General features: G+C 32.8%; 16 protein-coding genes, 10 tRNA genes and 2 pseudogenes. 1 reads left to right on the top strand and 27 read right to left on the bottom strand.

The window, feature by feature from the left end; genetic code table 11:
- Positions 1 to 38 precede the first annotated feature (38 nt).
- The 3 genes and pseudogenes from NMU03_RS13430 to NMU03_RS13420 all read right to left on the bottom strand — a co-directional run bounded on the left by NMU03_RS13430 (position 39) and on the right by NMU03_RS13420 (position 3,258).
- Positions 39 to 1,374: pseudogene (locus tag NMU03_RS13430) on the bottom strand (citrate synthase).
- 73 nt (positions 1,375 to 1,447) lie between these two features.
- Positions 1,448 to 2,221 (bottom strand): HAD-IIB family hydrolase, encoded by a 774-nt coding sequence (locus NMU03_RS13425; RefSeq protein WP_290139007.1) that lies wholly within the window; start codon positions 2,219 to 2,221, stop codon positions 1,448 to 1,450.
- A gap of 23 nt (positions 2,222 to 2,244) precedes the next feature.
- Entirely contained in the window at positions 2,245 to 3,258 is a 1,014-nt protein-coding gene (locus NMU03_RS13420; RefSeq protein WP_290139005.1) for an AI-2E family transporter, read from the bottom strand.
- A 128-nt stretch (positions 3,259 to 3,386) separates the two neighbouring features.
- On the opposite strand from NMU03_RS13420, the gene NMU03_RS13415 reads away from it, so the two are divergent.
- Complete coding sequence (locus NMU03_RS13415) at positions 3,387 to 3,932, top strand: hypothetical protein (RefSeq protein WP_290139004.1); 546 nt, start codon at positions 3,387 to 3,389, stop codon at positions 3,930 to 3,932.
- Here NMU03_RS13415 and NMU03_RS13410 read toward each other — a convergent pair.
- The 24 genes and pseudogenes from NMU03_RS13410 to NMU03_RS13295 all read right to left on the bottom strand — a co-directional run bounded on the left by NMU03_RS13410 (position 3,929) and on the right by NMU03_RS13295 (position 14,439).
- Positions 3,929 to 4,423 carry a hypothetical protein gene (locus NMU03_RS13410; RefSeq protein WP_290139002.1) on the bottom strand — a complete coding sequence of 165 codons (495 nt, stop codon included), beginning with the start codon at positions 4,421 to 4,423 and terminating at the stop codon, positions 3,929 to 3,931. The two genes, NMU03_RS13415 and NMU03_RS13410, sit on opposite strands and share 4 nt — an antisense overlap.
- A complete protein-coding gene (locus tag NMU03_RS13405) occupies positions 4,420 to 5,754 on the bottom strand; it encodes an HAD-IC family P-type ATPase (protein WP_290139000.1) in 1,335 nt (444 codons plus the stop codon). Before NMU03_RS13405 ends, NMU03_RS13410 begins: the two co-directional genes overlap by 4 nt.
- A 26-nt stretch (positions 5,755 to 5,780) precedes the next feature.
- Positions 5,781 to 5,858, bottom strand: a complete 78-nt coding sequence (locus NMU03_RS13400) for a hypothetical protein (RefSeq protein ID WP_290142350.1) — start codon at positions 5,856 to 5,858, stop codon at positions 5,781 to 5,783.
- A gap of 29 nt (positions 5,859 to 5,887) precedes the next feature.
- The gene (locus NMU03_RS13395; protein ID WP_290138998.1) at positions 5,888 to 6,262 is read right to left on the bottom strand and encodes a hypothetical protein; all 375 of its coding nucleotides are present in this window, start codon (positions 6,260 to 6,262) and stop codon (positions 5,888 to 5,890) included.
- 126 nt (positions 6,263 to 6,388) lie between these two features.
- Positions 6,389 to 6,465, bottom strand: a tRNA-Ile gene (locus tag NMU03_RS13390).
- Positions 6,466 to 6,505: 40 nt separating this feature from the next.
- A tRNA-Met gene (locus NMU03_RS13385) sits at positions 6,506 to 6,582 on the bottom strand.
- Between the two features lie 25 nt (positions 6,583 to 6,607).
- Positions 6,608 to 6,683 (bottom strand) — tRNA-Phe (locus tag NMU03_RS13380).
- Between the two features lie 4 nt (positions 6,684 to 6,687).
- Positions 6,688 to 6,763 (bottom strand) — tRNA-Asp (locus tag NMU03_RS13375).
- Between the two features lie 3 nt (positions 6,764 to 6,766).
- A tRNA-Met gene (locus NMU03_RS13370) sits at positions 6,767 to 6,843 on the bottom strand.
- Positions 6,844 to 6,961: 118 nt separating this feature from the next.
- Positions 6,962 to 7,037 (bottom strand) — tRNA-Ala (locus NMU03_RS13365).
- A gap of 7 nt (positions 7,038 to 7,044) precedes the next feature.
- Positions 7,045 to 7,121, bottom strand: a tRNA-Pro gene (locus NMU03_RS13360).
- A gap of 14 nt (positions 7,122 to 7,135) precedes the next feature.
- Positions 7,136 to 7,212 (bottom strand) — tRNA-Arg (locus NMU03_RS13355).
- Between the two features lie 95 nt (positions 7,213 to 7,307).
- A tRNA-Leu gene (locus NMU03_RS13350) sits at positions 7,308 to 7,396 on the bottom strand.
- Positions 7,397 to 7,401: 5 nt separating this feature from the next.
- A tRNA-Cys gene (locus NMU03_RS13345) sits at positions 7,402 to 7,476 on the bottom strand.
- A gap of 270 nt (positions 7,477 to 7,746) precedes the next feature.
- Positions 7,747 to 9,063, bottom strand: coding sequence for a group II intron reverse transcriptase/maturase (ltrA, locus tag NMU03_RS13340; protein WP_290138291.1), 1,317 nt, complete (start codon positions 9,061 to 9,063; stop codon positions 7,747 to 7,749).
- Positions 9,064 to 9,588: 525 nt separating this feature from the next.
- On the bottom strand, positions 9,589 to 10,029 hold the full coding sequence (locus NMU03_RS13335; protein ID WP_290138996.1) for a prephenate dehydrogenase: 441 nt from the start codon (positions 10,027 to 10,029) through the stop codon (positions 9,589 to 9,591).
- Between the two features lie 97 nt (positions 10,030 to 10,126).
- Positions 10,127 to 10,417: an NAD(P)-binding domain-containing protein gene (locus NMU03_RS13330; RefSeq protein WP_290138994.1), complete on the bottom strand. Its 291-nt coding sequence runs from the start codon at positions 10,415 to 10,417 to the stop codon at positions 10,127 to 10,129.
- Entirely contained in the window at positions 10,377 to 11,912 is a 1,536-nt protein-coding gene (locus NMU03_RS13325; RefSeq protein WP_290138992.1) for a nicotinate phosphoribosyltransferase, read from the bottom strand. Before NMU03_RS13325 ends, NMU03_RS13330 begins: the two co-directional genes overlap by 41 nt.
- A gap of 122 nt (positions 11,913 to 12,034) precedes the next feature.
- On the bottom strand, positions 12,035 to 12,115 hold the full coding sequence (locus NMU03_RS13320; RefSeq protein WP_290142349.1) for a hypothetical protein: 81 nt from the start codon (positions 12,113 to 12,115) through the stop codon (positions 12,035 to 12,037).
- Positions 12,082 to 12,390 (bottom strand): FMN-binding protein, encoded by a 309-nt coding sequence (locus NMU03_RS13315; RefSeq protein ID WP_290138990.1) that lies wholly within the window; start codon positions 12,388 to 12,390, stop codon positions 12,082 to 12,084. Before NMU03_RS13315 ends, NMU03_RS13320 begins: the two co-directional genes overlap by 34 nt.
- A 53-nt stretch (positions 12,391 to 12,443) precedes the next feature.
- Complete coding sequence (locus NMU03_RS13310; protein WP_290138988.1) at positions 12,444 to 12,710, bottom strand: LysM peptidoglycan-binding domain-containing protein; 267 nt, start codon at positions 12,708 to 12,710, stop codon at positions 12,444 to 12,446.
- Positions 12,711 to 12,777: 67 nt separating this feature from the next.
- Positions 12,778 to 13,460, bottom strand: a pseudogene (gene rnc / locus NMU03_RS13305) (ribonuclease III).
- Positions 13,457 to 14,254: a phosphate acyltransferase PlsX gene (gene plsX, locus NMU03_RS13300; protein WP_290142348.1), complete on the bottom strand. Its 798-nt coding sequence runs from the start codon at positions 14,252 to 14,254 to the stop codon at positions 13,457 to 13,459. Before plsX ends, rnc begins: the two are co-directional and overlap by 4 nt.
- Positions 14,255 to 14,310: 56 nt before the next feature.
- The gene (locus NMU03_RS13295; RefSeq protein ID WP_290138986.1) at positions 14,311 to 14,439 is read right to left on the bottom strand and encodes a hypothetical protein; all 129 of its coding nucleotides are present in this window, start codon (positions 14,437 to 14,439) and stop codon (positions 14,311 to 14,313) included.
- Positions 14,440 to 14,449 lie beyond the last annotated feature (10 nt).

The following is a 14,449-nucleotide window of genomic DNA, read 5'->3' as shown; positions in this document are numbered from 1 at the left end:
ATTATTTTTTCATAAAAAAACTATCTAAAGATAGCTTTTTATGAACGTTTTTCAATTGGTTGATATTCTTTTAATTCCCCAACATATTTTGTTGCGGGACGAATAATACGATTAGAATACAGTTTGTTTTCAATATTATGAGCAATCCAACCCACTGTTCTTGCAACAACAAATAATAAAGTATAGAGATCACTAGGAATATTTAACATATTATAAACAAGACCACTATAAAAATCAACATTGGTACAAACATGAATACCTTTGCGACGATATATTTCTTGCACAGCTATTTCACCAAAGCGTTTATATAACATATATTCATCATAACGGCCTTTTTCAATAGACAACTCTTTACATTTTTCACTTAAAATTTCACTACGAGGATCACTGAGCGTATATACAGCATGACCAATACCATAAATCAAACCACTGTTATCATTAAAATCTTTATCTAAAATACGACAAACAATTCGCTCTATCTCTTCATTTGAAGCATGAACTGAAATTTCTTCAATAACTTTTTCCATTTGCTGTTTAACGGCTAAATTAGCACCACCATGACGTGGACCTTTTAAAGAACCAATAGCTCCCGCTACCGCTGAATAAATATCTGTTCCTGTTGAAGAAATGACAACATTAGTAAAAGTTGAATTATTTCCTCCCCCATGATCAGCATGTAAAGCTAATGCAATATCCAACGTTTGGGCTTCTTGAGCTGTAAATTGCCCATCAGGTCGTAGTAATGATAAAATCATTTCAGCAATACTTAAATCTTTTTGAACATGATGAATAACCAAACTCTGTTCATCAAAGTAATGAATTTTTGTTTGATATGTATAACAAACAATACTTGGAATTTTAGCTAATAAATTAATACCTTTATTTAATGTTTCAATAATTTCTACATTATCAGGATCATCATCATAACTATACAACATCAAAACTTCTTGTTGGAGTTTATTCATCAGATTTTTTGCTGGAAAACCGAGAATATTGGCTTCCAAATAATGAGTTGGTAATGTATACTGTTCACTTAAAATATTTTTAAATCTTTCAAATTCTTCCTGTGATGGTAAATAACCAAAAAGAATTAAAAAACAAATTTCTTCAAATAAATATCGCTTTTCTTTTTGAGGATAACGAATAATATCTTCTACATTTATTCCACGATAATAAAGACTTCCATAGTCATCCTTTTTTCACCATTTTCCTTTTTATATCCCACAACATCAGATATTTTTGTCAAACCCACTAAAACTCCTGTACCATCTTCATTACGTAAACCTTTTTTACGGAATAAGTCTGATATAATTCATTATCAATTTGATTTTCTATTAATGATTTATCAAAAAAATCTTGAATTTGATTATCCATGCTATTCACCCCTTTTTCTGTATAACTAATAGTATATCATATTTTTGTATAATTGTATACAATTATTTCTTATTTAAATCCATCCAAAATACTGACAAGCGTATTCAATTCCATCATCATAACTTGCCTTCGTTACAAAAGTTGCTTTTTCTTTTAAAGCATCACAGGCATTTCCCATAGCTATACATGTCCATTCTGGCTTAAACATAATCAAATCATTATAGTCATCACCAAATACCACTACGTCTTCTTTTTGTCCACCGACATACTCCAACATTCGTAAAATACCTTCATCTTTAGCATCATGTTGATATGTTAAATATTCTTTCATAAAACGAATATGTCCTAAAGAATTCAATAGTGTCAATTCCTGTTCACGTTCTTGTTCAATCGCAATATATATTTTGTAGTAATCCTTAATATCTTGATATTGTAAAGATGAATCATAAAAATAACGTGTTGGTTCTTGACGATAACCAACCTGTTGAATAAATAGTTCATCATTCATAATAACATCAATGTTATCATTGGGTGAAATTAATAAACCAAAACCTTTTTGATGCGCCTCCTGGCATAAGGCAATGGCTTTTTGACGATCAAGTGGTCTATTTTCAATCAATTGATCATGAATAGTAATTGCTGCTCCACCATTACTGACAATATGATGAAAACCAGCTTTTTTTGCAAATTCTTTTGTTTTATAATAAGCTCTTCCTGTCGCAATACAAACAAAATGCCCTTGTTCTTGCAATTTTTGAATCGTTATTTTAGCGCTTTCTATTAATTCTCCTGTTTGTTTATGAGTCAATGTTCCATCTATATCAAAGAAAAAATACTTTTTATGCATCATTATCTTCCTCCCTTGCTTTATTATATCAAATCTCCACTTTTATGAAAATACTGATATAAAAAACTCATATGCAAAGGCGAAAGGACAATTCCCACAATACCAAAAAAATGTATATGCAAAACCATCGAAACAAGCAATAAAAAAGCTGGAACTTTCATTTCTTTATTCATGATATGGGGTTCTAAAAAGCTACGAATCATATTAATGATGACATATAAACAAAGTAAATAAATGGCTTTTATATAAATACCTTGAAAAATATAAAGAATGATCATAGGAATTAAGATGATCCCAACACCAATAAAAGGAAGACTATCTAATAGACAAATAGCGAAAGCATAAAGAAATGCTGGCTCTATTTTTAGAATAAAAAATGCAATGAGTAATATAAAAAACGTAATCATCATTAAAATAAGTTGGCATTTGATATAAATCCATAGACTTTTTAAAACCTTATTTTTGAGTTGTGCCAATTGATAACAGGTCTTTTTTTGAACTAATTTAAAGAAACAATCTTTCATATCTTCATAATCTAACATCAAAAAGAAAGTTGAAATCACAAACATAAAAAAGGAAAATAAAAAAGATGGTATGGATTTAATAAATGTTGAGGCAAAGGCAATGAGATCTAACATATTTTGATGAATCCAGTTTTGAAAAATGATAACGAAATCTTGTGGCAGAAAAGAAAATATTTGTTGAAAAAGTTTTGTCGTTTTATAAATAAATGGTAAAAAAATAGAATCATAATAGACTGGTAGCATTTGAAAAAAATGCATACATAAACAAAATAAAGCGGTTATACATAAAGCCAATAAAAAGGCAAACAGAAGATAAATAAATAATAATAACGAAATACCGATAGCACTTTTTTGAAGGGGTATGTTCTGTTGAATACGATCAACAATCGGTTTCAATATAAAAAAGCAAAGAATCGCTAAAATAAAAGGAAAAAACAATGAAAACATATATTTTAGAATAATGATATAAAGACATAAACTACATCCAATCACAATATATTTCTTTCGATTCATAGACTCACCTAATCATATATATGTTAAAAAACAAAAAATAAGTCCTTTCAGACTTATTTATACAAATGATGACATAAATCGACATTTTTCTTATTTTCATGATGTTAGAATAAATATGGTGAGTAATAATGTACATATATGATATAACACATAATCAATATCAATTTCCAATCTTAGATCCAGATTTTTCCTATCAACATATAGATTATCAAAAAAATCTTTATCCTTTTTTTAAACAACTCCACATTCCCCAATCCGTTCGCTTTTTAACAGGTATTTATATTGAATTTCAAATTATACCTTACCTGATTGAAGAATATCCTCAACTCTATTTTCATGTTTCTAAGCATCTCATGGAAAAAATGAAAGAGTATTTTGATTTCGGAGATGTTAGTCTTTATTATGAAAGATCTAATTTTTTCTTTATGGTCATGTTTAATACGAACGAAGATTTGATTGAAATAGCATTCATTGATCTTTATCATTATCTACAAGATAAAACTTTTGATTATTTACATAAGAAATGTTCATTTCAAATCAAATGTGGTGCTTATGTATCCACCATTAATATTCATCCTTATAAACTCTTTGATCTTTCAAAGGAACAATGCCAACAAATTCTTTCTAAAACCAATACGCATATTTCCGTTTATAATTTAAAGCTATTACGTTAATGTTTTCCTAGATATTTATAAATATGAACAATACCTCGTTTCAATGCAAACAAAACAAAAGGTGTTGTTGCACAAATAGGAATGATAAAAAGCATCGACACAGAAAATAAAGAATTGATTTCAAAGAAATCATGCATAACCATTAAAATCAAGTAGAAAACAACAGTAATCACACTAGCGACAATAACTCTTAAGCGATTCCAAGGCAGACATACAACAAAAACAACAAGAAAACTAATAAAACCAGCCACAAGATAATAATATGTTGATAATAGACGATCACTAAAATGAAACTGATATCCAATAAAAGTAATCAAAAGCATATAAATAATCATTGTTAAAGCACATGGTAATGCTGTTGAAATAACATGCTTTAAAAAACCTTGTGATGATAATGATGAAGAACGTTCTAAAGTCAATAAAAAGCTTGGTAAACCAATAGCTAATCCACTGATTAAACTTAATTGTAAAGGGGTAAAAGGATAACTCATTTGTAATCCAGCAAAGACAAGACAAAGAACTGTAGAATAAATTGTTTTTGTAAGATAAAGTGAGCTGACTCTTTCAATATCTGCAATAATCGCTCTCCCTCTTTAACAATATCAACCATTGAGGCAAATGAAGAATCCAATAATACAATATGAGCAGCTTGTTTAGCAGCATCACTACCAGCCGCCATCGCAATACCACAATCAGCATCTTTCAAAGCCAAAACATCATTGACTCCATCTCCAACCATCCCTACAACATGTCCATTGGCTTGTAATGCTTTTATAATACGTTGTTTTTGTTCTGGTTTGACACGTCCAAAAACATGATAATGTGAAACAATTTTTTCCATTTCCAAATCATCTTCAGGTAATGTTGAAGCATCAATATAAAGATGTCCATCTTTTAAACCCGCTAATTGTGCCACACGCGCAACTGTAGTTGGATTATCACCTGATAAAATACGAATATCAACATGAGCATTTTCAAAGAAACGTAATGTTTCTTTGGCTTCAGGACGAATACAATCATAAATAACAATCAAAGCCATAGCTTTCACTGCACCAATTTGTGACTGTGAAACATCAATGGAATCCGTTTGTCCTAATAATAAAACACGATATCCTTTACTAGCATACTTTTCAGCCTCTATCAAAAATTCATCATCAGGCATCAGTAAGAAATCAGGTGCCCCTAAAACATAGTTACCTCTTCCCACAATCGTTAAAGCACGCATTTTACGTTGTGATGAAAATGGAATAGAGTTATCAATCTTGACATGATACTGCTTAGAAAAATAATTTTGGAGTGCTAACTGCGTTGCATTGACATCATCACATTCATGAGCCATAACCCCCATTATAAATTCAATATCTTGAAGAGTATGAGAATTAATTGGTAAAACATTTTCAACTTTTAATTCTCCAGTTGTGATAGTTCCTGTTTTATCAAGACACAAAACATCAACTCTTGCTAAAGCTTCGATGGCTTCCATCTCCTGTATCAAAGCTTTCTTACGTGCTAACTTTCCCACTCCAATAATAAATGACAAACTTGTCAATAAAACAAGTCCTTCGGGAATCATTCCAATAACACCAGCTACTGTTTTAACAATAGCGCTTGCTAAATCATTAGGAAAAGCACTACGTTGTGAAAAATATAAAACCAATCCAACAGGTATAATAACAACACTTAATATTTTAATAACTTTTTCAATAGAATCTTTCATTTCTGAAGAAGCATTATTTTTATTTTTTGCTTTATGAACAAGTTTTGTAGAATAATTCTCATTACCCACACGAATAACTTTTGCATAGGCACTTCCAGCAACCACAAAACTTCCTGATAAAAGTTCATCATTTAGATTTTTTTAACTGGTTCTGATTCACCTGTCAATAAAGCTTCATTGACTTCCATCCCATGTGAATCTAAAACAATACAGTCACTTCCTATTTGATTGCCAGTTTCTAAAAAACGATATCATCTTTTACAAGTTCTTCAGTCGGAATAATCATTTCTTGTTGATCACGGATAACTTTTACTTTTTTAACTGTAACAACTGTTAACTGATCTATAATCTTTTTTACTTTTAATTCTTGATATATACCAATAAAAGCATTAATAAAAATAACAACCATAAATGTTAAATTCGTCCAACGTCCTGTTGAAATAATAATAGCTGCTAAAAAGAGATTTAAACAGTTAAAATATGTAAGAGTATGTTCTAATATAATTTGTTTTTTTGTTTTTGAAATATTGTCATGGGATATATTCATCAATCCCTGTTGTACACGTTGTTCAACTTGTTGATGAGTTAATCCCATTAATTTTATATTATCCATTCTATCACCTACTTCTCACTGAATATATCATATTGTTATGAAATATATATGAATATTAACAAAACCATTATAACATAAATAAGACTATAAAAAATAAAAACCTCAAGAATTGAGGTTAATGACAATTGGTGGACCCTGAAGGACTCGAACCTTCGACCGATCGGTTATGAGCCGATAGCTCTAACCAACTGAGCTAAGGGTCCGTATAAAATAAAAAGTGGTATTCACCACTACGATACTTAATGGTAGCGGGGAAGGGATTCGAACCCCCGACCCACCGGGTATGAACCGATTGCTCTAGCCAACTGAGCTACCCCGCCATGTAGTGAATCGTTTTTAAATGAATGGTGGTTCCGGCCGGAATCGAACCAGCGACACGAGGATTTTCAGTCCTCTGCTCTACCGACTGAGCTACGGAACCATAATGGCGGTCTGGACGGGGCTCGAACCGCGACCTCCGCCGTGACAGGGCGGCATTCTAACCAACTGAACTACCAGACCATTTGGTTGCGGGAGAAGGATTTGAACCAACGACCTTCGGGTTATGAGCCCGACGAGCTACCAGACTGCTCCATCCCGCGATATGAAATTAAATAAAATGGCGGAGGTTGAGGGATTCGAACCCCGCGGGACTTTCATCCCCTGTCGGTTTTCAAGACCGATCCCTTCAGCCGGACTTGGGTAAACCTCGCAACATAATGGTGGAGCTTAGCGGGATCGAACCGCTGACCTCCTGCTTGCAAAGCAGGCGCTCTCCCAGCTGAGCTAAAGCCCCATTACAATGGTCGGGAAGACAGGATTCGAACCTGCGACCCCCTGGTCCCAAACCAGGTGCACTACCAAGCTGTGCTACTTCCCGTTAACATAATTGATTGGCGCGCTAGGCAGGAATCGAACCCACAACCTCTTGATCCGTAGTCAAGCACTCTATCCAGTTGAGCTACTAGCGCCTCTTAACAGTGCCATTCAATAGTATCACATTTCATATTCAATTGCAACACTTTTTTTATTTTTTTCAACTCTTTTCAGAGCCGATTTTTATAACTGGTGCCCAGGGCCGGAGTCGAACCGGCACGGATTTTAAGGTCCGCAGGATTTTAAGTCCTGTGCGTCTACCAATTTCGCCACCTGGGCAACGATGGAGGTTCCAGCCGGACTCGAACCGACGATGACAGAGTTGCAGTCTGTAGCCTTACCAACTTGGCTATGGAACCAACTTCCTTAACTCGTTGCTCAAATAGTATATAATATTTTCCACATTTATGCAATACCTTTTTTTGTTTTTTTTATAATTCCCTTACTACATCTCATACTATAAATTATTTTTTCTTCTTTAATTCAATGTTTTTTCGTTTTATAAAAAATCATATTTTTTCACTTTTCTTTCCATAAATATAATCGAGTAGGAGAAAATAAATAATTTTATATTTATTTTCGACCTCTCACACCACCGTACGTGCCGTTCGGCATACGGCGGTTTAAATCTATACTGAAATATGTTTTAACTGATATTGGGCTACCATTGATGGTAGTCCTTTTCTATATAATAAATCATTAGTTATTCTTGTTTGAAGAAATGTACTTGCACATCTTGCATATGATTTTCGACTGTTTGCCCAAGTTTTAGCTTGCCATGGTAATGCCCCTAACTTTCTTAGTTGCTTTTCTCTATTTCCTATGGTTTTCCATTTCTTCCATAAGTACATACGTATCCTAAATCTTATTTGTGCATCTAGTTTTCTACAGACTTTTATAAAATTTCCAATACGGTAATAGTTAATCCACCCATTTACAAGTTGTCTTATCTTAAGTATTCTATATTCCCACGATACTGACCAACTTCTATTTGTTAGTCTCCTTAGTTTTGTTTGCAGTGTTGCGATAGATTTCTCATGTGGTTTTGCTTTCCACATAGATGAAAAAGAGTCATAATAGAATCCAAATCCTAGATATTTAATATCATTAGGTTTGGAAACTTTACTTTTAGTCATATTTACTTTAAGTCCTAGTTTCTTTTCTATGAATTTACTAATGTTTTCCATTACTCTATCGGCGGCTTTACTGCTACCCACTAATATAATACAATCATCTGCATATCGTGTGAATCTTAGTCCTCGTGCTTCCATTTCCTTATCTAGTTCATTGAGAACTATGTTACTGAGTAGCGGACTTAGATTTCCACCTTGTGGTGTTCCTACGACTGACTCTTTATATTCATTATCAATCATAATCCCGCTTACTAGATATTTCCTAATTAGGGATACTATTTCTCCACTCTTTACATCTTTCATGACAAGTGAAATAAGTTTATCATGATTAACTGTATCAAAGAACTTTTCTAGGTCTATATCTACTATCCACTGATAGCCTTCATTCATATATTCCAATGCTTTGATGATTGCCATTTCGCAACATCTATTTGGTCTAAATCCAAAACTATTGTCACTGAATATTGGTTCATAGATAGGTATTAACACTTGGGCTATGGCTTGTTGGACAAATCTATCAAGTACTGTTGGCACTCCTAGATTTCGTATTCCGCCATCGGGTTTGGGTATTTCTACTCTTCTCACAGGTTGTGGCTTATATGTCTTGTTTCGTATACTGTCCTTAATTTCTTCTAGATGTTTATCTAAATAGTCTTTAAGTTCAGCTACTTCCATTCCATCTACTCCACTTGCACCTTTGTTTCGTTTGACTTGTGTAAATGCTAGTTCTAGATTAGTATCACTAAGCATTTCCTCAAGCAATGTGTTATCAGTTTTCATATTTTCGTTACCTCCATTTCTTTCGCTATCCATTATACTCACCTTCCCTACATTCTTCTTTCGGGTCTTCTAGTGTACTCGTCTATCTCCACGGTTTCGTATAATGAAATCAATTCAAAATTCAATAACTGATAGATTTATTCAGTCCTTCGCTCCATGACCATTACAGTCACTTCCTTACTACTACGACTTCTGCTGACTTCTCACTATTCGTTGTTACTGCTGTATCGCTAGTGAGACCTCCCGGGATAAGGTCATATCTCTTTCCTCCCATATATCCGCCACATTTACATATAATAGTCCTATTCCGCAACCTCTTATGACTTCGTGTTGTTTTGCACACTCGTCCCTATTATATGCCTGATGTGATTCGTGTTCCTCGGACCAGGACTTTGCCTCCATCTTCTTTCAGATTCCATCTCACGATAGACACCCTTGATATTGGCTAGTGGTTGGCAGTTGCGACATCGCCCCCCACAGTGGACTTTCACCACCTAGATATATGCCATGCCCGGCATACAAAAAAGAAGATTATTCATGCAATGAAGTCTCTTCTTTCTATTTTTCTAATTTCTCTCGTCGTCTAGAGGATTCTAAAAACTTAGCTTTTAAAGTTTTTTCATCACCATTAGCAATAGCTTGTTTTAACTGATCAAACTCTTTTTCAAATCGTTCCATTGATGCCAATAGATATTCTTTATTGTGGAAGAAAAGTTCTGACCACAAGTCTGCATTAATATTAGCAATTCTTGTTAAATCACGAAAAGAATCTCCAATATACTTTCCAGTTTCATATTTTTCATCATTACTATTCATTAAAGCAACTGCCAATGTATGTGGTAACTGAGAAGTAAATGAAATGATTTCATCATGATCATAGGGACTCATAATTTTGACACTTTTAAAACCTAACTTTCCAACAAATTGACGCATCCATTCAATTTTATCTAATTGATTGAATTCATGTTGAATGACAATATAATTGGCATTATAAAACACTTCTTGACTGGCATAAAGATATCCTTTTTCTCACGTCCAGCCATTGGATGACCACTGATATACTCGACATCTTTATCTATAATAGCCAATGCCTGTTTCAAAAATAAGATTTAATTCCAACCACGTCTGTCACAATACTACCTTTTTTAAATTGATGATTAGCAATAAATTCTAAAACTTTAGAAGGATACAAACAAATAATCGTTAAATCACTTCGAGCAATAATCTCATGTCCATCTTGGTATCCTTCTATAATACACCCCTCAGCCTTTGCCATTTCTAAAGTCTTTAAATCACAATCCACACCATATACATCATATCCTTTGCCTTTCAACGCTTTTACAAAGCTACCACCTATAACACCTAAACCAACAACTGTAATTATCATAAAACAAATCCTTTAAAAAGAAAGGACTAATGTCCTTTTTTCCTTTCGCTAACATTTTTAGCTTATAATCTAATAATTTTTGTGTCAAATCAACATAATACATATGAGGATATTCTAAACGGAAGATTTCATCCCATAATAGACGTTTCTGTTGCTCAGAATACTTTCTAATTTCATCTAATGAATAATGCGGATAGACATTCTTTCCTTCATCAAAAACAAGTGTCTGTAAAGGATGAATCTCATATGTACCAGCAAAAAGTGTTTTATGTTTCCAAGAATCTAATTGATGATAAATCGTTAAATCTTGATTTTCATCCAATATTTCATCATGGAAAGCAATAATATCAGCAATGGCTTTATTTGTTTCTTTTTCGATTAGACGATAGACTTTCTTAAATCCTGGATTCGTAATTTTTTCAGTATTTTCAGAAATTTTAATTTTAGGAATAATCTCTCCATCTTTTTCAACAGCAGCTAATTTATAAACGCCTCCAAAAACTGGTGAAGATTTAGAGACAATCATGTTTTCACCGACACCAAAAGAATCAATTTGAGCGCCTTGTTCCAATATTGAACGAATTAAATATTCATCTAATGAATTAGAAACAGTAATCTGACAATCATGTAACCCTGCTACATCCAACATCATTCTAGCTTTCTTTGTTAAATAGGCAATATCCCCACTATCTAAACGAATTCCTTTTAATCTTTTCCCCATTGGTGCTAAAACTTCTTCAGCGACACGAATAGCGTGAGGAACACCACTCTTTAAAGTATCATATGTATCTACTAATAAAACACAATTATCGGGATATGTTGTAGCATAAGCTTTAAAAGCCTCATATTCAGAATCAAAAGATTGGACAAATGAATGAGCCATTGTTCCTAAAACCGGCATATGAAAATCTTTTCCAGCTGATACTGTAGCACTTCCAACAACACCGCCAATATAAGCTGCTCTTGCTCCGTAATGAGCCCCATCATAACCTTGTGCACGTCTAGCACCAAATTCCATGACAGCACGTCCCTTGGCCTCTTGAACAATACGTCTTGCTTTTGTTGCAATTAAAGATTGATGATTAATTGTTACTAACAAAAATGTCTCTATTAATTGTGCTTCAATTAATTTTGCCTTCACAGTAATTAATGGTTCATAAGGAAATACAGGTGTTCCCTCTTTGACTGAATAAATCGTTCCAGTAAAACGGAAATTTTTTAAATAAGTGAAAAAATCCTCATCAAAAACATTTAAAGATCTTAAATATTCAATATCTCCATCACTAAAATGCATATTTTCAATAGCTTCAATCAATTGCTGTAAACCAGCAAAAATCACAAATCCACCTTGATCAGGATTTTTACGATAAAACATATCAAAATAAACAATTTCATTCTGTTTTCCTAATTTAAAATAATTATATGACATCGTCAATTCATAAAAATCCATAATTAAAGTAATATTTCTTTCACGACCAACATAGTTTTCTTCCATTATTTAGCCCCCTATCATTTTCATTATCATATACCATTTTTTATAAAAAATAAAGACTTATTCTTCCTAGATAAAAAAAGTAGCTACATTTTTTTGTAACTACTTTCGACAAATAAAGAATATCAAGATTCATTTTTGGCTTTTTCATAAGCTTTCGCAACAGCTTCTTTCAACGCCTGTGATGATTTGGTTGCCCCAGAAATTGTATCCACATCATAATGATTTTTTCTTTCATTGTTTCAATCATTTGTTCTAAAGCTACACCACCAATAGAAGGTGTTTCATTATGTTCTTTAATAACAATATCTTGAATTTTATCATCTTTTAATGTTGTTTCAACTTCAAATTCGCCACCATATCCCATCGCCGTTGTTGTATAAGTGCCATCTTTATATTGGGTTTTCTTTTCTTCTGTTGGCTTTTCATTTGAGCATCCATACAACAAAGCAACCATAAATAGGATGATTATTTTTTTCATTTTCCAAACCTCCTATTTATAGTTTTTGCTTAATTTCAAATCTTATGCATTTTTTAAAAATATAAATCATAGGTTTCTCTTTGATAAGGTTGTGGTATTGGTGGAACTTTTTGAAAAACAATTGGAATCAACAATTGCTGGTGAGGATGAATTAACAAATCATCATCCAATTGATTCATTGCTTGAATCCATGCCACCTCACTATTTAAAGTTTTTGCAATACGATAAACATTATCTCCTTTATGAACCGTATACAAAACAATTTCTCCAACACGTGGATTCACAATTCTTTCATCATCATACATATATGGATTATACATCATTATCACTCCCAAGATAATGTATGTGTATTCTCACAAAAATGTCTAGGCATAATCCTCAGTATTTTTATTTTGTTGCTAATTTATTTAAAGCATCTTTTGCAGCTTGTTGTTCAGCTCGTTTTTTGCTTGTTCCTTTTCCTACACCTAAACACATGTCATCCATCATGACAGCCACTTTAAACTCAGGAGCATTGGATGGACCAGATGTCTCTAATAATTCATATGTAACTGTACGACGCTGATCAGCTTGTATTAATTCTTGTAAAGTTGTTTTATAATCAGTAATATCATCATAATCTAAATCATTGACATGTTTAAAAATAGTTTGTTCTAAAATCTTTAAAACTTCATCTTTTCCACAATCTAAATACAATGCACCAATAAAAGATTCAAAAATATTAGCTAAAACACTTTCACGTGTGCGTCCTCCACTTTTTCTTCTCCAACTCCTAAATAAAGCAATTCACCTAAACCTAATTCTTTGGAAAAACGAGCTAAAGATTCTTCACGAACTAATTTACTTCGTAAAGTCGTTAATGTTCCTTCAGGAACATCAAGGAAAAGTTGAAATAAAAATTCTGATACAAATAATTGTAAAACAGCATCACCCATAAATTCTAAGCGTTCATAATCTTTATGTACAAAATGCGATTCATTTGCATAAGAAGCATGGGTAAAAGCTTCTTTATAAAGTGCTATATTTTGAAATGGTATCTTTTCTTTCTGTAAAAAATCTAATATTTTCATTTTTGACTTAATCCTTCTTTCATTTGTCCCACAACATCTAATTTAACCATCTGGTATGCTAACTCCATTGCATTAGAGAAAGCTTTAGCATCACTGGCACCATGAGCTTTGACAACAGCTTTTTCAAACCCCATCATTAAAGCGCCACCTACAGATTTATAATCAAATTTTTCTTTTAAACTATATAATGAAGATTTCGCTAATAATGCTCCTAGTTTTCCCTTTAATGATGACATCATACTTTCTTTAATCATTTTCATTAAAGTTGCTGCAACACCTTCACATGTTTTTAAAGCAATATTCCCGCTAAAACCATCAGTGACCACAACATCATAATCACCACTAATGATATCTCGTCCTTCAACATTTCCCACAAAATGCAAACGATCACTTTGTTCTAATAATTGAAAGGCTTGTTGATGGGCTTCATCACCTTTTTTAGACTCTGTTCCAATATTTAATAAAGCAACTCGTGGTTTTGCGATTCCTCTGATATTTTTCGCATAAATATTTCCCATAATTGCAAAGTCATAAAGTTGCTGGGCAGTATTTTCAGCATTAGCTCCAACATCAAGCATCGCCATTCCTTTCCCATTATAAGTTGGCATCATGACCATTAAACATGATTTTTCTACCCCTTCAATACGTTTTAAAAATAGCATGGCACTCGTATAGAATGCACCTGTGGAACCACATGAAACCACACCATCCACAACACCTTCTCTTGCCATCATGACAGCTTTAACCATACTTGATTCTTTTTTACGACGAACTGACATAATGCCATCATCCATTTTCACAATATCTCTGGCATCCACAATATGAATATTGGCATATTTAGATAATTTTTCTAATTCTTCTTTTTTCCAGTGACATAAAGTTCTACATCTTGATGTTTTTTCATAAACATTTCACAAGCTTCTACAACAATTGAACTTCCTAAATCACCACTCATTGCATCTATTGATAATTTATACATGTTTCATTCA

The organism is Allocoprobacillus halotolerans (assembly GCF_024399475.1).
Lineage (GTDB): Bacteria > Bacillota_I > Bacilli_A > Erysipelotrichales > Coprobacillaceae > Allocoprobacillus > Allocoprobacillus halotolerans.
Note: the sequence above shows the minus strand (reverse complement) of the source record. Positions and strands in the feature narration are given on the sequence as shown.